Origin of the sequence: Pseudomonas sp. Fl5BN2, from assembly GCF_009908205.1 — a bacterium.
GTDB lineage: Bacteria > Pseudomonadota > Gammaproteobacteria > Pseudomonadales > Pseudomonadaceae > Aquipseudomonas.
On the sequence record NZ_JAAARL010000017.1, the window covers coordinates 118,539 to 140,946 of the forward strand.

22 protein-coding genes are annotated in these 22,408 nt (G+C 58.9%); 8 read left to right on the forward strand and 14 right to left on the reverse strand.

Going from position 1 to position 22,408, the window contains the following annotated elements; all coding sequences use genetic code 11:
- Positions 1–112 precede the first annotated feature (112 nt).
- The 8 genes from GV819_RS22990 to GV819_RS23025 all read right to left on the reverse strand — a co-directional run bounded on the left by GV819_RS22990 (position 113) and on the right by GV819_RS23025 (position 8,834).
- Entirely contained in the window at positions 113–847 is a 735-nt protein-coding gene (locus tag GV819_RS22990) for an amino acid ABC transporter ATP-binding protein (protein WP_161758342.1), read from the reverse strand.
- Positions 844–1,515 carry an amino acid ABC transporter permease gene (locus tag GV819_RS22995; RefSeq protein ID WP_161758343.1) on the reverse strand — a complete coding sequence of 224 codons (672 nt, stop codon included), beginning with the start codon at positions 1,513–1,515 and terminating at the stop codon, positions 844–846. Before GV819_RS22995 ends, GV819_RS22990 begins: the two co-directional genes overlap by 4 nt.
- The gene (locus tag GV819_RS23000; RefSeq protein ID WP_161758344.1) at positions 1,515–2,261 is read right to left on the reverse strand and encodes an amino acid ABC transporter permease; all 747 of its coding nucleotides are present in this window, start codon (positions 2,259–2,261) and stop codon (positions 1,515–1,517) included. The genes GV819_RS22995 and GV819_RS23000 overlap by 1 nt, the downstream gene beginning before the upstream one ends.
- A gap of 191 nt (positions 2,262–2,452) precedes the next feature.
- Positions 2,453–3,367 (reverse strand): glutamate/aspartate ABC transporter substrate-binding protein, encoded by a 915-nt coding sequence (locus tag GV819_RS23005; protein WP_161758345.1) that lies wholly within the window; start codon positions 3,365–3,367, stop codon positions 2,453–2,455.
- A gap of 365 nt (positions 3,368–3,732) precedes the next feature.
- Entirely contained in the window at positions 3,733–5,271 is a 1,539-nt protein-coding gene (glpD, locus tag GV819_RS23010; RefSeq protein WP_161758346.1) for a glycerol-3-phosphate dehydrogenase, read from the reverse strand.
- Positions 5,272–5,552: 281 nt separating this feature from the next.
- Positions 5,553–6,308, reverse strand: coding sequence for a DeoR/GlpR family transcriptional regulator (locus tag GV819_RS23015; protein ID WP_161758347.1), 756 nt, complete (start codon positions 6,306–6,308; stop codon positions 5,553–5,555).
- A gap of 95 nt (positions 6,309–6,403) precedes the next feature.
- The gene (gene glpK / locus GV819_RS23020; RefSeq protein ID WP_161758348.1) at positions 6,404–7,909 is read right to left on the reverse strand and encodes a glycerol kinase GlpK; all 1,506 of its coding nucleotides are present in this window, start codon (positions 7,907–7,909) and stop codon (positions 6,404–6,406) included.
- 76 nt (positions 7,910–7,985) lie between these two features.
- On the reverse strand, positions 7,986–8,834 hold the full coding sequence (locus GV819_RS23025) for an MIP/aquaporin family protein (protein ID WP_161758349.1): 849 nt from the start codon (positions 8,832–8,834) through the stop codon (positions 7,986–7,988).
- Positions 8,835–9,204: 370 nt separating this feature from the next.
- Between GV819_RS23025 and ybaK the strand changes: the two genes are divergently transcribed.
- Positions 9,205–9,675, forward strand: coding sequence for a Cys-tRNA(Pro) deacylase (ybaK, locus tag GV819_RS23030; RefSeq protein ID WP_161758350.1), 471 nt, complete (start codon positions 9,205–9,207; stop codon positions 9,673–9,675).
- 120 nt (positions 9,676–9,795) lie between these two features.
- Complete coding sequence (locus GV819_RS23035) at positions 9,796–10,578, forward strand: PhzF family phenazine biosynthesis protein (RefSeq protein WP_161758351.1); 783 nt, start codon at positions 9,796–9,798, stop codon at positions 10,576–10,578.
- Positions 10,579–10,652: 74 nt separating this feature from the next.
- Here GV819_RS23035 and GV819_RS23040 read toward each other — a convergent pair whose 3' ends face one another.
- Positions 10,653–11,762: an ABC transporter ATP-binding protein gene (locus GV819_RS23040; protein ID WP_161758352.1), complete on the reverse strand. Its 1,110-nt coding sequence runs from the start codon at positions 11,760–11,762 to the stop codon at positions 10,653–10,655.
- The gene (argF, locus tag GV819_RS23045) at positions 11,759–12,679 is read right to left on the reverse strand and encodes an ornithine carbamoyltransferase (RefSeq protein WP_161758353.1); all 921 of its coding nucleotides are present in this window, start codon (positions 12,677–12,679) and stop codon (positions 11,759–11,761) included. The genes GV819_RS23040 and argF overlap by 4 nt, the downstream gene beginning before the upstream one ends.
- Positions 12,680–13,093: 414 nt before the next feature.
- Between argF and GV819_RS23050 the strand changes: the two genes are divergently transcribed.
- The 3 genes from GV819_RS23050 (at position 13,094) to grxD (ending at position 16,063) form a co-directional block, all read left to right on the forward strand.
- The gene (locus tag GV819_RS23050) at positions 13,094–13,384 is read left to right on the forward strand and encodes a hypothetical protein (protein ID WP_161758354.1); all 291 of its coding nucleotides are present in this window, start codon (positions 13,094–13,096) and stop codon (positions 13,382–13,384) included.
- Between the two features lie 135 nt (positions 13,385–13,519).
- Entirely contained in the window at positions 13,520–15,628 is a 2,109-nt protein-coding gene (locus tag GV819_RS23055; RefSeq protein WP_161758355.1) for a molybdopterin oxidoreductase family protein, read from the forward strand.
- 96 nt (positions 15,629–15,724) lie between these two features.
- Positions 15,725–16,063, forward strand: a complete 339-nt coding sequence (gene grxD / locus GV819_RS23060) for a Grx4 family monothiol glutaredoxin (RefSeq protein ID WP_025129648.1) — start codon at positions 15,725–15,727, stop codon at positions 16,061–16,063.
- A 206-nt stretch (positions 16,064–16,269) separates the two neighbouring features.
- Here grxD and bfr read toward each other — a convergent pair whose 3' ends face one another.
- Together bfr and GV819_RS23070 are read right to left on the reverse strand one after the other, a co-directional pair.
- On the reverse strand, positions 16,270–16,743 hold the full coding sequence (gene bfr, locus GV819_RS23065) for a bacterioferritin (RefSeq protein WP_092311010.1): 474 nt from the start codon (positions 16,741–16,743) through the stop codon (positions 16,270–16,272).
- A gap of 212 nt (positions 16,744–16,955) precedes the next feature.
- Positions 16,956–17,174, reverse strand: a complete 219-nt coding sequence (locus tag GV819_RS23070; RefSeq protein WP_161758356.1) for a bacterioferritin-associated ferredoxin — start codon at positions 17,172–17,174, stop codon at positions 16,956–16,958.
- Positions 17,175–17,497: 323 nt separating this feature from the next.
- Between GV819_RS23070 and GV819_RS23075 the strand changes: the two genes are divergently transcribed.
- Positions 17,498–18,100 carry a peroxiredoxin gene (locus GV819_RS23075; protein WP_020298582.1) on the forward strand — a complete coding sequence of 201 codons (603 nt, stop codon included), beginning with the start codon at positions 17,498–17,500 and terminating at the stop codon, positions 18,098–18,100.
- Between the two features lie 70 nt (positions 18,101–18,170).
- On the opposite strand, the gene rnt is transcribed toward GV819_RS23075, so the two are convergent.
- Together rnt and pyrC are read right to left on the reverse strand one after the other, a co-directional pair.
- Complete coding sequence (gene rnt / locus GV819_RS23080) at positions 18,171–18,842, reverse strand: ribonuclease T (protein ID WP_015636816.1); 672 nt, start codon at positions 18,840–18,842, stop codon at positions 18,171–18,173.
- Positions 18,839–19,885 carry a dihydroorotase gene (gene pyrC, locus GV819_RS23085; RefSeq protein ID WP_161758357.1) on the reverse strand — a complete coding sequence of 349 codons (1,047 nt, stop codon included), beginning with the start codon at positions 19,883–19,885 and terminating at the stop codon, positions 18,839–18,841. The genes rnt and pyrC overlap by 4 nt, the downstream gene beginning before the upstream one ends.
- A gap of 153 nt (positions 19,886–20,038) precedes the next feature.
- Between pyrC and GV819_RS23090 the strand changes: the two genes are divergently transcribed.
- Both GV819_RS23090 and GV819_RS23095 read left to right on the forward strand, forming a co-directional pair.
- Positions 20,039–20,953, forward strand: coding sequence for a flagellar protein MotY (locus GV819_RS23090; protein ID WP_161758358.1), 915 nt, complete (start codon positions 20,039–20,041; stop codon positions 20,951–20,953).
- 129 nt (positions 20,954–21,082) lie between these two features.
- Positions 21,083–22,300, forward strand: coding sequence for an argininosuccinate synthase (locus tag GV819_RS23095; RefSeq protein WP_161758359.1), 1,218 nt, complete (start codon positions 21,083–21,085; stop codon positions 22,298–22,300).
- Positions 22,301–22,408: the final 108 nt, after the last annotated feature.

Here is a 22,408-nt window from a genome sequence, read left to right on the forward strand (position 1 = left end):
TGCACGATTCCTGTAGGAGCCGGCTTGTCGGCGATGAGAGCGTCCCTGACGATAGGGGAGTCAGGTTTGCGCGCCCATCGCTGGCAAGCCAGCTTGTGCAGGAGTGCTGGTTTTAGTGCTGCAGAATCTTCTCGAGGAAATGCTGCGCACGTTCGGAGCGGGCGCTGATATCGCCAAAGAACTCTTCTTTCGGACAGTCCTCGATGATCTGGCCCTTGTCCATGAAGATCACCCGGTTCGCCACTTTGCGGGCAAAGCCCATTTCGTGGGTCACGCACATCATGGTCATGCCTTCATTGGCCAGTTGCACCATCACGTCCAGCACCTCGTTGACCATTTCCGGGTCCAGGGCCGAGGTCGGTTCGTCGAACAGCATGACGATCGGGTCCATGGCCAGGGCGCGGGCGATGGCCACACGCTGTTGCTGACCGCCGGAGAGCTGGCCCGGATGCTTGTGAGCGTGGGCCGCCAGGCCGACGCGATCCAGCAGTTGCAGGCCTTTCTTGGTGGCCTCTTCCTTGCTGCGGCCCAGCACCTTGATCTGCGCGATGGTCAGGTTCTCGGTGATGCTCAGGTGCGGGAACAGCTCGAAGTGCTGGAACACCATGCCCACCCGCGAGCGCAGTTTCGGCAGGTTGGTCTTCGGGTCGGCAATCGAGGTGCCATCGACCACGATGTCGCCTTTCTGGAAGGGTTCCAGGGCGTTGACGCATTTGATCAGGGTGGATTTGCCGGAGCCGGACGGCCCGCAGACCACCACCACTTCCCCCTTCTTGACCTCGGTGCTGCAATCGGTCAGCACCTGGAAGTCCCCATACCACTTGTTGATGTTCTTGATAGAGATCATACGGCGAACCTTTTTTGCAGACGCTTGACCAGCAGCGAGGCGGCAAAGCTGATTGTGAAATACACCAGACCGGCAACGATCAGGAATTCATTGGAGCGGCCGATGATGTCGCCGCTGGAGCGCGAGGCGTTGAGGAAGTCCACCAGGCCCACGGTGTAGACCAGTGAGGTGTCCTGGAACAGGATGATGCTCTGCTGCAGCAGCAGCGGGGTCATCTTGCGGAACGCCTGGGGCAGGATGATCAGGCGCATGGTCTGGCCATAGCTCATGCCCAGCGCCTGGGCTGCGCCCATCTGGCCCTTGGGGATTGCCTGCACGCCGGCGCGGACGATTTCGCAGAAGTACGCTGCCTCGAACATCATGAAGGCCACGATGCATGAGGTGAAGGCGCCGATCGGGGTGTCTTCACCGGTGATCCAGCGCAGTACGAACGGCACGGCGAGGTAGAACCAGGTAATCACCAGCAGCAGTGGGATCGAGCGGAAATAGTTGACGTAGGCACCGGCCAGGTTCGACAGCAGCTTGTTGTGGGACAAGCGCATCAGTGCCAGCGCGGTGCCGAGGATGATACCGCCGACCACGCCCATGACCATCAGCTTGAGGGTCATCAGCATGCCGTTCCACAGGCCGGGAATGGCCGGGATGATGCCCGAGAAGTCGAGTTCCATTATTTACCCCCCACGGAGATCAGGCCGGGGACCGATACTTTCTTCTCTACCACGCGCATCAGCAGCATCAGGCTCATGTTCAGGGTGAAGTAGATCAAGGTAGCCAGGGTGAAGGCTTCAAACAGGTTGGCCGAGAATTCGGCGGTCTGCTTGGTCTGGGCCAGCAACTCCATCAGGCCGATCAGCGAGGCCACGGAGGAGTTCTTGAAGACGTTGAGGAATTCCGAGGTGAGCGGCGGAATGATGATCCGGTAGGCCTGGGGCAGCAGCACGTTCCAGTAGATCTGCGGCAGCGAAAAACCCATGGCGCGTGCGGCGGATTCCTGGCCGCGAGGCAGGGCCTGGATACCAGTACGTACCTGCTCGCAAACCCGCGCGGCAGTGAACAGGCCCAGGCACACGACAACGCTCAGATAGGCCGAGGTGGTCGGGTTGAGGTCCTGCTTGTACCACTCCTGGAGGTTCTGCGGCAGCAGATCCGGCACCAGGAAGTACCAGATGAACAGCTGCACCAGCAGCGGCACGTTGCGGAAAATCTCCACGTAGACGGTGGCGATGCCCGACACCAGACGGTTCGGCACGGTGCGCATGACCCCGAGGACCGAACCCAGCACCAGCGCAATGATCCAGGCCACCACGGCGATAGCGATAGTCCAGCCTAAACCGGTGATGAACCAGTCGAGATAGGTCTCGCTGCCCACGCCGGTGGACTTGAAGAATACGCCCCAGTCCCAGTTGTAATTCATTAGGGTTACCCCTCAGATCGTTCGATGTACAAGCACCCGCCTGGGGACGTCCGTTCCCGCCTGACGTTGACCGTCAGGCACACGCGATCGGCTCGACAACCACCGGTTCGAGTGTTTCCAAAAAATGCCAGCAGGTAGTGACAGACTCCTGAAGGGGCAGGGCCCCTTCAGGAGATAAGATTAGTCAGGAATCAGGACTTTTTATCGTCAGCCGCTTTGTCGGTCGGGTTGGCGATCAGGGCCTTGAGCTCATCGCTCATCGGGAACATCAGGTTCAGGCCTTTTGGCGGAATCGGCGCTTGGAACCACTTGTCGTAGATCTTGTTGATTTCGCCCGACTTGTAGGTGGCGACAATGGCGTCATCCACGGCTTTCTTGAACGGAGCATCGCCCTTGCGAACCATGCAACCGTAGATCTCGTAAGACTGAGGAGTGCCGGTTACGGCCCAGTCGCCTGGCTTCTTGGCCTTGGCCATTTCACCAGCCAGCAGCGCGTCGTCCATCATGAAGGCTACCGCGCGACCCGACTCCAGCATCTGGAACGACTCACCGTGGTCCTTGGCGGAGATCACGTTCATGCCCATCTGCTTGTCGGCATTCATCGACTTGAGGATGCGCTCGGAGGTGGTACCAGCGGTGGTTACCACGTTCTTGCCTTTCAGGTCAGCGAAGTCCTTGTAGGTCGAATCCTTCTTGGACAACAGACGGGTACCGATTTCGAAGATGCCGACGGAGAAGTCGACCTGTTGCTGGCGCTCGACGTTGTTGGTGGTGGAGCCGCATTCAACGTCCACGGTGCCGTTCTGCACCAGCGGGATACGGGTCTGCGAAGTCACCAGGTTGTACTTGACCTTGAGGTCGGGAATGTCGAGGTCTTTCTTGATTGCTTCGACGATTTTCAGCTGGATGTCGTGGGAGTAGCCCACTGGCACGCCGGAAGCGTCAGCAATGTAGGAAAACGGAATGGAAGCGTCGCGATGTCCGAGGGTGATGGTGCCGGACTCTTTGATTTTCTTCAGTGTGCCGGTGAGTTCGGCAGCGAAAACTGGAGTGCTAATCAGAGCGGCAGCGATAGCTGCGCCCAACAGATGGGGAACGATGCGCATCAATATTTCCTCGACATTTGTTTTTTTTATGAAGCCAGTTCGACGGCTCTTTTATACAGCGAATGCCTTGACGGCTCCTGCTGTGTTGGCACGACAGGCATTCGTCGCACAGTGTAGAGCATGAGTCGTGCCAGACCCATTGATAGCGCACAAGTCATTGATTTTGCTTGGTATTAAATATTTATGGCTGGGATTTTTCGTTGGTTTTATCCGGTTAACCGAATCGCTTCTGGCTAATTATTCGGAAAACCGAACGCGCTCCGGCTGCTTGTAGGCGGCAGATTGCTGGTGAAACATTCAACTTATTGGCCCACAAAAAAGCCCCTGAACCTTCCGGTGCAGGGGCTATTGTCTGCCTGAGATATTCAGGCCGCCTGGATCTTGCGGCGATTGTGTTCGACTTTCTGCAGATAATCCTCCAGCTGCTGCTGTTCTGCTTCGCTGGTGAACAGCCCCAGCTTGCTCCGGCGCCAGAGAATGTCCTGAGCCTTCAGCGCCCACTCTTCGGCGCACAGATAGTCCACTTCGCGGGTGTAGAGGCCGCCACCAAGGTGCTCGCCCATGTCGCTGAGGCTGTGCACACCTTCCAGCAAGCGCCAGGTGCGGCTGCCGTAAGTGGTGGCCCAGCGGCGGGCGATCTGGCTGGGCACCCAGTCGAATTTCTTGCGGATGGCTTCCGACAGGGCTTGTGGTGTAGTCATGTTTTTGCCGCCGGGCAAGGTGGCGTGTGCGGTCCAACTTGGCTTGGCCTGCTTGAAGTAGGGCGCCAGTTGCGCCATCGCCGATTCCGCCAGCTTGCGATAGGTGGTCAGCTTGCCGCCAAACACCGACAGCAGTGGCGCTTCGTTGCCACTGCCGGAAAGGGCCAGGGTGTAGTCTCGAGTCACGGCCGAAGGGTTATCGGATTCATCGTTGCACAGCGGACGAACACCGGAATAGCTGTGCAGGATGTCGCTGCGGCTCAGCTGTTTCTTGAAGTGTGCATTGACCACTTGCAGCAGGTAATCGGTTTCCCCCTCGGTGATCGCCACCTTGGCCGGATCGCCGGTGTATTCCCGGTCGGTGGTGCCAATCAGGGTGAACTGATTGAGATAGGGAATGGTGAAGACGATGCGTTGGTCTTCGTTCTGCAGGATATGCGCGTGCTCACCTTCGTACAGCTTGGGCACGATCAGGTGGCTGCCCTGGATCAGGCGGATGCCGTAAGGCGACTCCAGCTTCAGGTCATCCTTGATGAACTTGGCGACCCACGGGCCAGCAGCGTTTACCAAGGCTTTGGCGGTGATGGAAAACAGGCTGCCGTCGGTGCGTTCCAGGTCCAGCTGCCACAGGCCCTTGCTGCGACGAGCGCTGATGCAGCGAGTCTGGGTGTGAACATGGGCGCCGTGTTCACGGGCGGCCATGGCATTGAGCACCACCAGGCGCGCATCGTCGACCCAGCAATCGGAGTATTCGAAACCCTTGGTGATTTCCGCCTTCAGGGCGCTGTCGGCGCCGAACTTCAGGCTGCGTGAACCGGCGAGTTTTTCCCGCTTGCCCAGGTGGTCATAGAGGAACAGGCCGGCGCGAATCATCCAGGCTGGACGCAGGTGCGGCCGGTGCGGCAGGACAAAACGCATGGGTTTGACGATGTGCGGCGCCTTGGCCAACAGCACTTCACGCTCGGCCAAGGCTTCGCGTACCAGGCGGAACTCGTAATGTTCGAGGTAGCGCAGGCCACCGTGGATCAGCTTGCTGCTGGCCGACGAGGTGTGGCTGGCCAGATCGTCTTTTTCGCAAAGGAATACGGACAAGCCGCGACCCGCCGCATCCGCGGCAATTCCAACACCATTGATCCCACCGCCGATGACGGCGATGTCGTAAACCTCGGAAAGAGGGCGCGCGGGCAAGGTAGAAGTGGGCATCGACGGGCCTCGTGTTGCTTTGATATTTGAATTCGAACATCAAATGTTCATTTTCGAAAATACTAGCGCATAAGGAAGCCAGCATCCAGCGGCTTTCGATTGAAAAAACTGATCGAAAGGGGCTGAAAAGAAGGTTTTCGAACATTTATAAGGATTAACTGTAGCTGCTGCTGCGGCCACGAGCCGTGTTTCGAGGTGCGGCCAGGACGGCCACGGCAATTGGGAAAGGCCTGAGGCCCAGGGTTTTGTATTTGGGGCCTGGCCCAATCCTGGGCGGGCGGTCAGACCACTTCGAGGCGGATCTTGTGCTGGTGGAGCAATTGGGCCAGGGCTGGCACTGGTTGCTGGTCAGTGACCAGGCAATCGATCAGGCTGATGGGGCCGAGGCGAATCATGGCATTGCGCCCGAACTTGCTCGAGTCGGCGGCGAGGATCACCTGGCGGGCGTTGGCAATGATCGCCTGGGAAACCCGTACTTCCTGATAGTCGAAGTCCAGCAGGCTGCCGTCCTCGTCGATGCCGCTGATGCCGACCAAGGCGAAGTCCACCTTGAACTGATTGATGAAATCGACACTGGCCTGGCCTACCACACCGCCATCACGGCGGACATTGCCGCCTGTGAGCAGCACGTCGAAGTCGTCCTTGGCGCTGAGCATCGAGGCGACATGCAGGTTGTTGGTGATGATTTTCAGATGGCTGTGATTGAGCAGGGCGCGGGCAATGGATTCGGTGGTGGTGCCGATGTTGATGAACAGCGAGGCGTGATCGGGGATCTGCGCGGCCACGGCTTCGCCGATGCGTTGTTTCTCATCACGCATCTGGTCGGCGCGCATGGCGTAGGCGGTGTTTTCTACGCTGGAGTCATAGGCCGCGCCGCCGTGGTAGCGACGCAGCAGATTGACTTCCGCCAGTTGGTTGATATCACGGCGGATGGTTTGCGGGGTAACGACGAACAGCTGGGCCAATTCCTCGATGCTGACGTAGCCGCGTTCGCGAACCAGGTCGAGGATTTGCTGCTGACGGGGAGGCAGATTCATGGGGCGTCCTTTGGGCTGCCGTGCAAAATTTGCCCATGATGCCGTACGAATCTGCTCCCTGCCAGTTACAACCGGATACGAATCCGGCTGATGGCTTATTTGGCCTCCTCGTGGGGCTCCCAGTCGCGGGTGCGGCTGACGGCCTTCTTCCAGCCGGCGTACAGGCTTTCTTTCTCCGCCTCAGCCAGCGTTGGCTCGAACTCACGCTCGATCACTGCCTTGCCCCGCAGTTCTTCCAGGCTGCCCCAGAAGCCGCACGCCAGGCCTGCCAGGTAGGCAGCGCCCAGGGCCGTGGTTTCACGCATTTGCGGGCGTTCCACCAGGGTGCCGAGAATGTCGGCCTGGAACTGCATGAGGAAGTTGTTGGCCACAGCACCACCGTCCACCCGCAGTGCTTTCAGGCGTTCGCCGGAGTCTTGCTGCATGGCGTCGAGTACATCGCGGGTCTGGTAGGCGATGGATTCCAGGGCGGCGCGGATGATGTGGTCCACCCGCACACCGCGTGTCAGGCCAAACAGTGCGCCACGGGCATAGGGGTCCCAGTACGGAGCGCCGAGACCGGTGAAGGCCGGTACCAGGTACACGCCATTGCTGTCCTTGACCTTGTTGGCGAAGTATTCGGTGTCATGGGCATCGTTGATGATTTTCAGTTCATCACGCAGCCATTGCACGGTGGAACCACCGTTGAATACCGCGCCTTCCAGGGCATAAGCCACTTCGCCACGCGGGCCGCAAGCGATGGTGGTGAGCATGCCGTGCTTGGACTTGACCGCCTTGTCGCCGGTGTTCATCAGCAGGAAGCAGCCCGTACCGTAGGTGTTTTTCGCCTGGCCCGGTTCTACGCACATCTGGCCGAACAGGGCCGCTTGCTGATCGCCGGCAATGCCGCCGATGGCAATGCCGCTTTTGGTGCGGCCGTAGATTTCCGAGGAGGACTTCACTTCCGGCAGAATTTCCCGTGGGATATCCAGTACCTCCAGCATCTTCGCATCCCACTCCAGGGTGTGGATGTTGAAGAGCATGGTGCGCGAGGCATTGGTGTAGTCGGTGACGTGGGTCTTGCCGCCAGTGAATTTCCAGATCAGCCAGCTGTCGATGGTGCCAAACAGCAGTTCGCCGTTGCGCGCGCGCTCGCGACTGCCTTCGACGTTGTCGAGGATCCACTTGAGCTTGGTGCCGGAGAAGTAGGGGTCGGTGACCAGGCCGGTAGTGTCGCGGATGTAGTCTTCCAGGCCGTCGCGCTTGAGCTGCTGGCAGATCTCGGTGCTGCGGCGGCACTGCCAGACGATGGCGTTGTAGATCGGCCGGCCGGTGCTCTTGTCCCAGACCACAGTGGTTTCACGTTGGTTGGTGATGCCAATGGCAGCCACCTGATCGTGATGCAGGCCGGCTTGTGCCAGGGCCTCGACCATCACTGCGCTCTGGGTGGCGAAGATTTCCATTGGGTCATGCTCGACCCAGCCGGCCTGTGGGTAATGCTGGGCGAATTCACGCTGAGCAGTGCAGACCACGTTGGCGTCGCGATCGAAAATGATCGCCCGGGAGCTGGTCGTACCCTGATCAAGGGCAATGATGTAGTTCTTATTCTGAATGTCGGTCATGTCGATTGCCTTGGACGAAATAAGGGAGTGAGAACCGGCACGTGATCGGTTTGGGCAGGATCACGCACCGCTGGATTCAGGAAGCTTTTACTTTGCCATCGGTGGCCTGTTCTGCCTCAGGGGCAGGGGCGGCGCTGGGTAGATGACGGGCAATCAACCCGCGATAGGCCGCTGCACCGAGGCAGGCACCGAGGATCGGGGCGAAGATTGGCACCAGGAAATAGGGAATATCACGGCCGCCAGTAAACGAAATTTCACCCCAGCCAGCAAAGAACGTCATCAGTTTAGGTCCGAAGTCCCGCGCCGGGTTCATCGCAAAGCCGGTCAGTGGGCCCATGGCGCTGCCGATCACGGCAATCAGCAGGCCGATCAGCAATGGCGCCATCGGGCCCCGAGGCAGGCCATTGTTGTCGTCGGTCAGGGACATGATCACCCCCATGAGGATCGCGGTGATCACCACTTCCACCAGGAACGCCTGGGCAGTGGACAGCGCCGGGTTGGGGAAGGTGGAGAACACCGAGGCCAGTTCCAGGCTGGCCTGTGAGCCACGGATCATCTGGTGGGCTTGTTCGAAATCGAAGAATAGGTTGCTGTACAGCGTGTAAACCAACAGAGCTGCGCAGAAGGCGCCGGCGATCTGGGCGAGGATGTAGAACGGCAGTTTGCGTTTTTCAAAATCGGCGAAGAGGCACAGCGCGATACTTACGGCCGGGTTCAGGTGCGCGCCGGAGACGCCGGCGGTCAGGTAGATCGCCATGCTGACGCCGATCCCCCAGATGATGCTGATTTCCCACAGGCCGAAGCTGGCGCCCGCGACCTTGAGCGCGGCGACACAGCCGGTGCCGAAGAAGATCAACAGTGCAGTACCCAGGAACTCGGCGATGCATTGGCCCGATAGCGACGGTTGTTGCAGAGCAGTTGTCATTGTGAACCTCGATTTTTGTTGTTGTCTGGCGCTGCTGCAAAAGGCATGGAGCGCGACTTCCAACGAAGAGGGAATCCCCATTCCGACCTCGTCTTGCTACGGGGTGCAACTTTGGATCTGTCGCATCATATTCAGAAACGAAAAAATATAGACAAGAAACACCGCTGTCAAAGGTCGAAAGTGAACTAGTGGTCATTTTATAGATATCAATCAAATGAATGATTCCGGGGGCTGGTTCCGTGAGTGATAGGAACCCTCGCTCCCCAAGACTCAAGGGGCGGTTATCAAGGCTTGTAATAGAGCCTTTTGCTGATGAATGGCCTAAAATCCGTGGGCTTTTTTTCCTCTTCATCCATCGCCTGGAGCTGTCATGACCCCCGCACTGGACCTGCTGAAAAAAGTTCGCGCCGAACATCGTATCCACAGTTACGAACATGATCCCAAGGCAGCGTCTTATGGCCTGGAGGCAGCGGAGAAGCTCAACCTCGATCCGGCGCAGGTGTTCAAGACGCTGCTGGCCTGCAGTGAAAAGGGCGAATTGCTGGTGGCGGTGGTGCCGGTCGTCGGAAGTCTTGATCTGAAGGCGCTGGCCCAGGCGGCCGGGGTGAAAAAGGCTGAGATGGCTGATCCGGCCGCCGCCCAGCGTGCCACCGGTTATCTCCTGGGGGGGATCAGCCCGCTAGGGCAGAAGAAACGCCTGCGGACCTTTATTGATAACAGCGCACAACCGTTCGCCAGCATTTTCGTCAGTGCCGGCCGTCGTGGTCTGGAGGTGGAGTTGGCAGCTGCTGTGCTGGCCGAACATACGCAGGCGAAGTTCGCCGATATCGGGCGTTCTTGAGTCGAAGTGTCGGCGGTGGATCAGGCCGCTGCTGTATGCAGGAAAATCTTCCCTTCTGTGTCTGTCGCGTTCCTTGTCCCGGGGCCCATGCTGGCGCTCGACTGTTCAAGGAGAAAGGTTATGCAGCTTGAGTTTCATCAGATCGATGCGTTCAGCGATCGACCATTCGCCGGCAATCCGGCGATGGTTTATCGGCTCGAGTCATGGCTCAGTGATGAGTTGATGCAGCAGATCGCTGCCGAGCACAACCTGGCGGAAACCGCCTTTGTAGTGCGCGAGGCGCAAGGCTGGCGCATCCGCTGGTTCACCCCGGCGACTGAGGTGCCCTTGTGCGGGCATGCCACCTTGGCCAGTGCCTACGTATTGTTCGAAATTTATGAAGAGTCGGCGCAACGCATCGAATTTCTCAGTCGCTCCGGGCCGTTGAGTGTCACCCGGGAGGGCGGGCTGCTGTGGCTGGACTTCCCCCTGCGCAGTCCTGGCGGTCAGGCTGGATTGGAGGTAGTGGCGCAGGCGTTGGGTACCAAGGTGGTCGAGTTGCTGGGAGCCAATGAGTTATTGGCGGTGCTGGAATCCGAGCAGGCGGTGCGCGAGTGCCGACCGGACATGGCGGCATTGGCCAAGCTGCCTTGGCCAGGGGTGATTGTTACCGCCCGAGGCGACAAGCATGACTTTGTCTCGCGTTATTTTGCCCCGGCCATCGGCATCGATGAGGACCCTGTCACGGGTTCGACCCATTGCTGCCTGACGCCATACTGGGCGCAGCAGTTGGGCAAGCAGCAGTTGAGTGCTTATCAGTGCTCCGCGCGGGGTGGTGCCTTGTTCTGTCGGCTGGAAGGCGAGCGCGTGAAGATCGGTGGGCATGCCCGATTGATCGCGAGTGGGCATTTACATCTGCAATGATCGGCCGGGACTTTCGTCGGCAAGCCGACTCCTACGTGCGGTGTTGTAGGAGCAGGCTTGCCAGCGAGGCGTGCTCAGTGAGCGCTGCTGTAGCGGCGCACTCCTGAGTCGCTGGCGGGAATCTGCGCCGCCGTGCTGCCCGAGGCCTGGAACAGCACCAGGTGTTCCGCGGCGACCCGGATCCCTACGTCCGCACCAACCTGGTGATCTGCATGGCTCGGGAAGATCGACTCCAGCTGGCTGCCGGTAGGCAGTTGCAGGCGATACAGGGTCGAGGCACCAAGGAAAGTCTTGCCGACGATACGCGCTTTCAGGCCACTGTCCGGCGCATAGACAATATCGTCAGGGCGCAGCAGCACGTCCACCGCGCCGCCGGCCGGCCAGGTGTAGGCCCGGTTGCCTTGCAGCATGCCCAGTTCGGTCTGTACCGATTCCGGGCTGCTCAACTGACCGCGAATGAAGTAGCCCTGGCCAATGAAGCTGGCGACAAAGGGCGTCTGTGGTTCGTGGTAGAGGTTATAGGGCGTGTCCCACTGCTCCAGGCGACCCTCCTTGAACACCCCTACCTGATCACTCACGGCAAAGGCTTCTTCCTGGTCATGGGTCACCAGGATCGCGCTGGTGCCACGGGCCTTGAGGATGTCACGCACCTCGTGGCTGAGCTTGCGTCGCAGCTCGCCGTCAAGATTGGAGAACGGTTCGTCGAGCAGCAGCAGTTGCGGTTCCGGTGCCAGGGCGCGGGCCAGGGCCACTCGCTGCTGTTGGCCGCCGGACAACTCGTGGGGAAAGCGCTTTCCGAGATTCTTCAGGTTGACCAGCTCCAGCAACTCGCCAACCACCCGATCTTTCTGTGGGTGCTTGCGGATACCGAAGGCAATGTTGTCTGCCACGCTCAGGTGCGGGAACAGGGCGTAATCCTGGAACACCATGCCGATTCGACGCTTCTCCGGTGCCAGGGTGAAGCCAGCGCTGGAAATGGTCTCGCCAGCCAGCTGGATTTCACCTTCATGCACCGGCTCGAATCCGGCGATGGCGCGCAGGGTAGTGGTTTTGCCGCAGCCGGATGAGCCCAGCAGGCAGCCAATATCCCCGGCATTGAGGTGCAGGTTGAGGTTCTGCACTACCCGTTGGTCCTGGTAGCCGCACGCCAGATTGCGCAGGTTCAGCAGTAATGGCTGGCTCATGCGTGGTGGTACGCCGGCTCGACGAGAAACTCGAGCAGGGCCTTCTGTGCGTGGAGACGGTTTTCCGCCTGATCCCAAGCCACCGAGCGTGAGTCGTCCAGCAGGTCAAGGCTGATTTCCTCGCCGCGGTGGGCGGGCAGGCAATGCATGAACAGCACGTCCGGCGCCGCCAGGTCGAGCAGGGCGCGGTTTACCTGGAACGGAGCGAACAGCTTCAGGCGCTTGGCGGTCTCTTCTTCCTGGCCCATGGAGGTCCAGACGTCAGTACTCACCAGGTGGGCTCCGGTTACGGCTTCGCGAGGATCGCGGACAATGATTACACGATCGCCGGCCTTGGCTACGAACTCTGGGTTCGGCTCATAACCTTCCGGGCAAGCGATACGCAGTTGGAAGTCGAATTGGATGGCCGCTTCTATATAGCTGTTGCACATGTTGTTGCCGTCGCCTATCCAGGCCACGGTCTTGCCCTGGATCGAGCCGCGATGCTCAAGGAAGGTCTGCATGTCGGCCAGCAACTGGCACGGGTGCAAATCGTCGGACAGGCCATTGATCACCGGTACGCGGGAATTGGCCGCAAACTCGGTCAGGGTGCTGTGGGCAAAGGTACGGATCATCACCGCGTCGAGCATGCGCGACATGACGATGGCGCAATCGCCGATGGGCTCGCCACGTCCCAGTTGGGTGTCCCGTGGCGAAAGGAAGATGGCTTGGCCGCCGAGCTGGATCATGCCGGCTTCGAAAGACAGTCGGGTACGGGTCGACGACTTCTCGAAAATCATGCCAAGCACACGATTTTTCAAAGGCTCGAAGAGTACGCCGCGGTTACGCAGGTCCTTCAGCTCGATGCCTCGACGAATCACACTGACCAGCTCTTCGGGCGTGCAATCCATCAGGGAGAGAAAGTGCCTTGCGCTCATCATTAACTACCTTTTTGCAACGGACCGCAGATTCTCAAAGCCTTGTTTAATCGAACAACGGGCTGGACCTGCGGCGAAAGCCGCACGGGGCGACGAAATAGGGGAAGGCGCGATCTTATAATTAAATGTCGCGTCTTACCAATAGTGCTACAGCGATTATGGGCATTCAGAGAGGCCAGGACGCGAATGCGCTAGCACTTTTGAGACCAGTTTCCAGGCAGCAGCCAGGCATTTGTACACTGCCCCAACGCGGCTTGGCAATCGAGCGAGGCGGTGGCAGTGCGGTTGCGGTCGTTTTCTGACCTGTGGGCCGAGGGGCTTCCCTGAGTATTCTGCGAGTTGCCAGACTGAAATATTTCCTAATGCAAAGTGCTGAGGTTATAAAGATCAATCGGCAGTAGGGAAGCGTGTGCAATGGAGTCCAAGGAGCAACAACTGATGACGCTGTTGGGGCTCACGGCCCGCACGCTCACCGACATGACCGCCTCAGTGACGGCGTTTTCTTTCGAGCTGCTGCGCAGCGAGGATCCCGTCACTTGTGCCGCGGCGCGCAAGATGATCGACCGAATGATGACCCTGAGTGCCGGTCTGGATGAGCACTGGCGATTGCTCGCCGAGCTGTCCGGGGTGTATGCGGAGCAAGGGCCCATCGACTCGACAGTGCAAATCTCCTCGGACGGTGCACCGAGGCTGCCCTCTAATTGAGCACTGCGATCATGGCCGAGGGTGATGGCTGTGAATTCATATGGCGAACGTCGCTGGTGTCCGCTGGAGGCAGCCGCCATAGTTTTTGCTCCCAGTGACCGCATACGGGTCGCCATCAAACAATAGAGACTGGCCATGACCAAGACTCTCCATCACCGTGCCTGCCATCTGTGTGAAGCTATCTGCGGCCTGTCCCTGGAAATCACCGAAGAAGAGGGCAGCGGCCCACGCATCACCTCGATCAAGGGTGATCCCCAGGACAGCTTCAGTCGTGGTCATATCTGCCCCAAGGCGGTGGCCTTGCAAGATATCCAGAATGATCCGGATCGCCTGCGCCAACCGGTGCGGCGTGTCGGCAATGAGTGGCAGCCGATTGAATGGGATGAGGCTTTTGCCCTGGTAGCGGAGCGTCTGGCGAGTATCCAGGAGCGTCATGGCAATAACGCGGTGGCAACGTACCAGGGGAATCCGAGTGTCCACAATTATGGATTGATGACCCACAGCAACTATTTTCTGGGGCCGCTCAAGACCCGCAACCGCTTCTCGGCCACTTCGGTCGATCAACTGCCGCAGCACCTGACCAGCTACTTGATGTACGGCCACGGTTTGCTGCTGCCGATTCCCGATATCGACCACACCGATTTCATGCTGATCCTGGGCGGCAATCCCCTGGCGTCCAACGGCAGCATCATGACCGTGCCAGATGTGGAGAAACGCCTGAAGGCAATCCAGGCCCGTGGCGGCAAGGTGGTGGTGGTTGATCCGCGGCGCAGCGAAACGGCGGCGATGGCCGATCAGCATCTGTTCGTCCGCCCGGGCGGTGATGTGGCTTTGCTGTTTGGCCTGCTGAACAGCATTTTCGAGGAAGGACCGACCCGCGACAGTCACCTGCAGGTAGACGGTCTGGCCGAGGTGCACCAAGCCATTTTCCGTTTCACTGCGGAGGCCATGAGCCCGCTGTGCGCCATTCCGGCAGCGCAGATTCGCCAGTTGGCGCGAGAGTTCGCCTCGGCGGACAAGGCGGTTTGCTATGGCCGCATGGGGGTTTCGACTCAAGCGTTCGGTACGCTGTGCCATTGGTTGCTGCAACTGCTCAATCTGGTTACCGGCAATCTTGATCGGGTGGGCGGGGCTTTGTGCACCTCGCCGGCGGTGGATCTGGTGGCAGCGACGTCTGGTGGTCATTTCAATGTCTGGCAGAGTCGGGTTTCCGGGCTGCCGGAGTACGGCGGCGAGCTGCCGGTGTCGGCACTGGCCGAGGAAATGCTCACCGAGGGCGATGGGCAGGTGCGTGCCTTGATCACAGTGGCGGGCAACCCAGTGTTGTCCACGCCCAATGGTCGACAGTTGGAGCAGGCTCTGGAGGGTTTGGAGTTCATGCTCAGCATCGACTTGTACATCAATGAAACCACCCGTTATGCGGACCTGATTCTGCCGTCCACCTCGGCCCTGGAGAACGATCACTACGACACCACCTTCAACCTGTTCGCGGTGCGCAATGTCAGCCGCTTCAACCGGGCAATTCTGCCCAAGCCCGAAGGTGCATTGCATGATTGGGAGATATTCGTTGGCTTGGCCAAGGCGTTTGCTGCAAGAACCGGCAGTCCGCTCAAACCGACCATCGCGCCAGCGCAAATGATCGATATGGGCTTGCGAGCCGGACCCTACGGGGATGCTTCGACGCTCAAGCTGTCGCTGGCGACTTTGGACCAACATCCGCACGGCATCGACCTGGGAGCGCTGCAGCCGAATTTGGCAGCACGCTTGAAGACTGAGAATCGGCGGATTCAGGCCGCACCGGCAGCGATCATGGCTGACCTTGCACGGTTTGCCGCTCTGCGTGCACCGCAGGAGGATGAATTGCTGCTGATTGGGCGGCGACATGTGCGCAGTAACAATTCCTGGATGCATAACTATCACCGTTTGGTGAAGGGCAAGCCCCGTCACCAGTTGTTGATGCATCCAGAGGATCTGGCCCGCCGAGGTCTGAGTGATGGCCAGCGGGTGCGGATCAGCTCCCGGGTCGGTGCGGTGGAGGTGGAAGTGTTGGCCAGCAGCGAGATGATGCCGGGAGTGGTCAGCCTGCCCCATGGCTGGGGGCATGGACGGCCAGGCGTCCACATGGCGATTGCCACGGAGCAGCCTGGCTGCAGCGCCAATGACCTGACTGATGAGCGCCAGCTCGATGTGTTGTCGGGGAACGCAGCGTTGAACGGGGTGCCGGTCAAGGTGGCGGCGGCCTGAGATGTCTGTCGGAGAGGCCGAGCAGGGCGCTCAGGATTCCGTTACAATGCGCCACCGTGCCGACAACAGAGTCGGAAAGTTCAGCCGAGGTGTTCCATGGATATCATCGAAACTATTAAAGAGCAGATTGCCAACAACACCATTCTGCTTTACATGAAAGGCTCGCCGAATGCCCCGCAGTGCGGCTTCTCTGCGAAAGCCGCTCAGGCCGTAATGGGCTGTGGTGAGAAGTTCGCTTACGTGGACATCCTGCAGAACCCGGAAATTCGCGCCAACCTGCCCAAGTACGCCAACTGGCCAACCTTCCCGCAACTGTGGGTGGGTGGTGAGCTGGTTGGGGGCAGCGACATCATGGCTGAAATGTTTGCCAACGGTGAGTTGCAGACCCTGGTCAAGGCCGCCGCCGAGAAAGCCGCTGCCAAGACCGAGGCCTGAGTCTCGTTGCGCTGTAGGAGCAGCGGGGCAGTGTCCCGCTTGCCGGCGAAGAAGTCCTGAGAATCCTCAAAGTCCTTTTGTCATTCTCAGGATGTTCCATACGCGCATTTGCTCCTGCTTTTTACGTGAATATATCCGCGTAATAAAAAAGCCCCGCCTCTCTTACGAGGGCGGGGCTTTTTATCGCCTGAGCTTTACGAGTTAACTTACTCGTCACCCATTTGCGATTGCAGATAGTTCTCGATACCAACTTTGTCGATCAGGCCAAGTTGAGTTTCCAGCCAGTCGATGTGTTCTTCTTCGGATTCAAGAATATCTTCCAGCAGTTCACGACTGCCGAAGTCACCTACCGATTCACAGTGAGCGATGGCGACCTTGAGGTCCGCATGGCCGGTACGCTCGATGCGCAGGTCACACTCGAGCATTTCCTTGGTGTGTTCGCCGATGTGCAGCTTGCCCAGGTCCTGGACGTTCGGCAGGCCTTCGAGGAAGAGGATGCGCTTGATCAGCTTGTCCGCATGCTTCATCTCGTCGATGGACTCGTGATACTCGTGCTTGCCCAGTTTGTTCAGCCCCCAATCTTCATACATGCGCGCATGCAGGAAGTACTGATTGATCGCGACCAGTTCATTGGCAAGGATTTTGTTGAGGTGCTGGATGACTGTGATGTCGCCTTTCATGATGGGGTCCTGCCCTGTATTTAGTGGAACATGGGCAGAGTCTGAGCTGCACAAACATTACTGTCAAACCTAAGTTATTGAATAATATATGAAAATTAATCGGAATAAGAATGTTTGTGTTCCGCGTTTTGTCTCTAAGCGATTGAATTACAGGCATAAAAAAACCGGACGCTAGGTCCGGTTGTTTGAAACAGTGCTATTTATTCGCTAAATCAAGCAACATTAAATTCCACGGGATAGGGAATGGCTGCTTGGCTGCTCTGCAATTCGGTCAGGGTTTCGCGGACCACTTGTTTGGCCAGGCATGCACATTTTCCGCATTGGCTGGCAACGCCTGTTGTCTGACGCACTTCGCGGTAGCTGCAGCAACCTTCATAGATCGCTTCGCGAATTTGTCCGTCGGTAACACCGGTGCAGAGGCAGACATACATAGGATGAGAACCGTCGCTGGTTAGGGCTCAATTGCGATGGATCTTAATGTTAACGAGAATGATTGTCAAAGTGGTTTCGGTGGTGTTTGTTGCAGTTTCTTTCTGGGGTGACGAACGGTTTCGTTGGCGATAATGACAGATCAATCGCATTTTCCACTTTGTGGGCCAGCCTGGCGAAAAACCGTTAAGGACAGCTCAAAAACGCGGTGTATGATGGTCGGTCCTTGCGAAGTGGGGTCAGGTCACAGAGCTGTCGCAACCGCGTGGCAGACTCGAGGCCAATCCCCTTCTTCTATTACTACGTCCACACCAGGAGATCTCCAATGAGCGTACTCGTAGGCAAACAAGCCCCTGACTTCACCGTACCGGCCGTTCTCGGCAATGGCGAAATCGTCGACAGCTTCACCCTGTCCTCGGCCATCAAAGGCAAATACGGCCTGGTGTTCTTCTACCCGCTGGACTTCACTTTCGTTTGCCCGTCCGAGCTGATTGCTCTGGACCACCGCATGGCCGACTTCAAGGCACGCAACGTTGAAGTGATCGCTGTTTCGATCGACTCGCACTTCACCCACAACGCCTGGCGCAACACCCCGATCAATGCCGGCGGCATCGGTCAGGTTCAATACATCATGGCCGCTGACATGAAGCACGACATTGCCAAGGCCTATGACGTTGAATCCGAAGGCGGCGTGGCTTTCCGTGGCGCATTCCTGATCGACGACAAAGGCGTGGTTCGTTCGCAGATCATCAACGACCTGCCGCTGGGCCGTAACATGGAAGAGCTGATTCGTCTGGTCGACGCTCTGCAATTCCACGAAGAGCACGGCGAAGTCTGCCCTGCCAACTGGAAGAAAGGCGACAAGGGCATGACCGCTTCGCCAGAAGGCGTTGCTGCATACCTGAGCGAGAACGCCGGCAAGCTGTAAGCCTGGTGTCACGCATAAAAAAACCGGCCTAAGGGCCGGTTTTTTCATGGGCGCGATTTGGCGACTGAATTCAGTCGTCGAAGTCTTGCCAGCCGCCCATCTGCTTCCAACGGTTGACGATGCCGCAGAACAGTTCGGCGGTCTTCTCGGTGTCGTAGCGAGCCGAATGAGCCTCGCGACCGTCAAAGTCGATATCCGCGCTCTGACAGGCCTTGGCCAGTACCGTCTGGCCGTAAGCCAGGCCGGCGAGGGTTGCCGTGTCGAAGCTGGAGAACGGGTGGAACGGGTTGCGCTTCATGTCCAGGCGCGCAACGGCTGCGTTGAGAAAGCCCAGATCGAAGCTGCTGTTGTGACCCACCAGGATGGCGCGTTTGCAGCCATTGGCTTTCAGCGCCTTGCGCACACCACGGAAGATATCGGTGAGGGCGGTTTCTTCACTGACAGCCATGCGCAGGGGATGGTCGAGCTTGATCCCGGTAAATTCCAGGGCAGCCGCTTCGATGTTCGCACCTTCAAAAGGCTCGACCCGGAAGAAGTAGGTGTGTTCAGGAAACACGAACCCCTTTTCATCCATGCCGATGGTCGTTGCGGCAATTTCCAGCAGGGCGTCGGTGGCCGAGTTGAAACCACCGGTTTCAACGTCGACGACTACCGGCAGGTAACCGCGAAAGCGTGCCGCCATGGGGTGGCGAGGACCGCCGCTGTTACCTTCTTGTTCGTCGTCGAAATGGTCGTCACTCACGAGTGATCCTCCAGCAGGCGCCAGCGCAGTTTTTCTCCGGCGCGCAGCGGAATGACAGTCAGCTCACCGAACGGCAGGCTAGCGGGGGCGGTCCATTCTTCACGAACCAGGGTAATGCGATCAGTGTTGGCCGGCAGGCCATAGAAACGTGGGCCATTGAGGCTGGCAAACGCTTCCAGTCGGTCCAGGGCATTGCGCTGTTCGAACGCCTCAGCGTAGAGCTCGATCGCGGCAAAGGCGCTGTAGCAGCCGGCACAACCGCAAGCGGCTTCCTTGGCATGCTGGGCGTGGGGCGCCGAGTCGGTGCCGAGGAAGAACTTCTCACTGCCGCTGGTGGCTGCATCCAGGAGGGCTTCCTGGTGCGTGTTGCGCTTGAGAATCGGCAGGCAATAGAAGTGCGGACGAATACCGCCCACCAGCATGTGGTTGCGGTTGTACAGCAAGTGGTGCGCGGTGATGGTGGCGCCAACATTGGTCGAGGCCTCCTTGACGAACTGCACCGCTTCACTGGTGGTGATGTGCTCGAAGACCACCTTCAGGCTGGGGAAGCGCTCGACCACACGACGCATATGCTCGTCGATGAAGATCTTCTCGCGGTCAAAGACATCCACATCGCCGCGGGTCACTTCACCGTGGATCAACAGCGGCAGGCCTACTTCGGCCATGGCTTCGAGCACCGGAAAGATCGTGTCGATGCTGGTCACGCCCGAATCCGAGTTGGTGGTCGCGCCGGCCGGGTACAGCTTGGCCGCGTGCACGAAACCACAGGCCTTGGCTGCGCGGATCTCGTCCGGTTGGGTGCGGTCGGTCAGGTAGAGCACCATCAGCGGCTCGAAGCGGCTGCCGGCCGGCCGCGCAGCGAGAATGCGCTGGCGATAGGCGTCGGCTTCCACGGCGTTGCGCACCGGAGGTACCAGGTTAGGCATGATGATGGCGCGGCCAAAGGTGCGCGCGACATCTGCGACTGTATTGGGCAACACGGCCCCATCGCGAAGATGAATATGCCAGTCGTCGGGACGCAGCAGGGTCAGGCGGTCGGACATTGGAGGTTCCAGGCGGGTAAAACTCGAGGGAATGCTACCGGAAAAGACTCTTCCAGGCACTCGCTATCAAGTTTTGCGACGAGCAACCGATATCCCGAAGGTATGGCGAATTAATGCCTGCCGATTTTTTAGTACACGTCAGTGGAGCCTCCCGTGCGCCAGCGTTATCTAGCCTTGCTCAGTGTGTTTGCCAGCCTGCCCGCGATGGCTCTCACTTTCCAGACTCGCCTGGAGAGCATTGAGTGGACGGTCGAAGGCGATAAGTTCGAGTGCCGGCTGATTCAACCCGTCACCGATTTCGGTTCCGGCGAATTCGTTCGTCGTGCCGGCGAGCAGGCGATTTTCCGTCTCAAGAGCTTCAACCCGATGCAGGCGGGTGGTTCGGCGACCTTGCTCGCTGCAGCCGCTCCCTGGCAGCCGGGGCGTGGCGATATCAACCTTGGTGCGGTCAAGGCCGGTTCTGAGGGCGTGCTGTTCAACAGCAACCAGATGCAGGCCGGACGCTTGATCATTGGCCTGCTGGAAGGGCGCAGTCCGGTGGTCCGGCATTTCTCCCGTGAGGGCGGTGTGTCCGAAGTGCGTCTGTTGCCGGTGAAGTTCAGCAAGGCCTATAGCGATTATCAGGGGTGCATGGCCAAGCTGCTGCCGATGAACTACGAGCAAGTGAAACAGGCCGAGATCGGTTTCCCTGGTGGTGGCATTGACCTGGATGCGCGAGCCAAGGCCAGGCTGCAGGTCATGGTGGACTTCATCAAGGCGGACCCGACGGTCAATCACGTCGAGTTGGACGGGCACTCTGACAACAGTGGCAACCGCCTGACCAATCGTGACTTGTCCCGCCGCCGAGCTTTGGCGGTGATGGAGTTCTTCAAGGCCGCCGGCCTGGCCGAAAACCAGATCGTGGTGCGCTTCCACGGCGAGCGCTATCCCCTGGCGCCCAATACCAATGCCGCGAACCGGGCCAAGAATCGCCGGGTAAATGTGCATCTGGAACGGGTCGCCCCTACCGAAAAACCGGCTCCGGCGCCTCAGGCCGCCTCCGGTTCCAGCGCTGCGGCGACTTCCTGATACGGCTGTCGTCGTCGCGCGCTCGACATAATCTGTCGCCTGGTCGTCTTAAGCTGTCGCGCCTCTGTAAATTATCCGCGTGGATCGGTAGACTTGGCGGCTTTCCGTACAACCCCGTGGAGTGATGGCATGGCCGACGTAAACAAGGTCGTTCTCGCGTATTCCGGCGGCCTGGACACTTCGGTGATCCTCAAGTGGCTGCAGGATACTTATAACTGTGAAGTAGTGACTTTCACTGCTGACCTGGGTCAGGGCGAAGAAGTCGAGCCTGCACGTGCCAAGGCGCAAGCCATGGGCGTGAAAGAGATCTACATTGACGACCTGCGTGAAGAGTTCGTGCGCGATTTCGTTTTCCCGATGTTCCGCGCCAACACCGTTTACGAAGGTGAGTACCTGCTGGGTACTTCCATCGCTCGCCCGTTGATCGCCAAGCGTCTGATCGAGATTGCCAACGAAACTGGTGCTGATGCCATTTCCCATGGCGCCACCGGCAAGGGCAACGACCAGGTTCGTTTCGAGCTGGGTGCCTATGCCTTGAAGCCAGGTGTGAAGGTTATCGCTCCATGGCGCGAGTGGGACCTGCTGTCCCGCGAGAAGCTGATGGACTATGCCGAGAAGCACGGTATCCCGATCGAGCGCCACGGCAAGAAGAAGTCGCCGTACTCGATGGACGCCAACCTGCTGCACATCTCCTATGAAGGCGGCGTGCTGGAAGACACCTGGACCGAGCACGAAGAAGACATGTGGCGTTGGACCGTCTCTCCGGAGAACGCTCCTGACGCCCCGCAGTATCTGGAACTGACCTATCGCAACGGCGACATCGTTGCACTGGACGGCGTCGAAATGACTCCGGCTACCGTGCTGGCGACCTTGAACCGCATCGGTGGTGAACACGGTATTGGTCGTCTGGACATCGTCGAGAACCGTTACGTGGGCATGAAGTCCCGTGGCTGCTACGAGACTCCTGGCGGCACTATCATGTTGCGTGCCCACCGCGCCATCGAGTCCATCACCCTGGACCGTGAAGTGGCTCACCTCAAAGACGAGCTGATGCCCAAGTACGCCAGCCTGATCTACACCGGCTACTGGTGGAGCCCGGAGCGTCTGATGCTGCAACAGATGATCGACGCCTCCCAGGCCCACGTGAACGGTGTGGTTCGCCTGAAGCTGTATAAAGGCAATGTGATCGTTACCGGCCGCAAGTCCGATGAGTCGCTGTTCGATGCCAACATCGCCACCTTCGAAGAGGACGGCGGCGCCTACAACCAGGCGGACGCAGCAGGCTTCATCAAGCTCAACGCCTTACGCATGCGTATTGCGGCGAACAAGGGTCGGACTCTGGTCTGATTGCTGAGAACGTTAAAGGAACCCCGCGATAAGCGGGGTTTTTTTTGCCTCGGTTAATTCAAATGTCAGTTGGTTGTACGCGAGGCAAATTGAAGATGACTTTGTTGA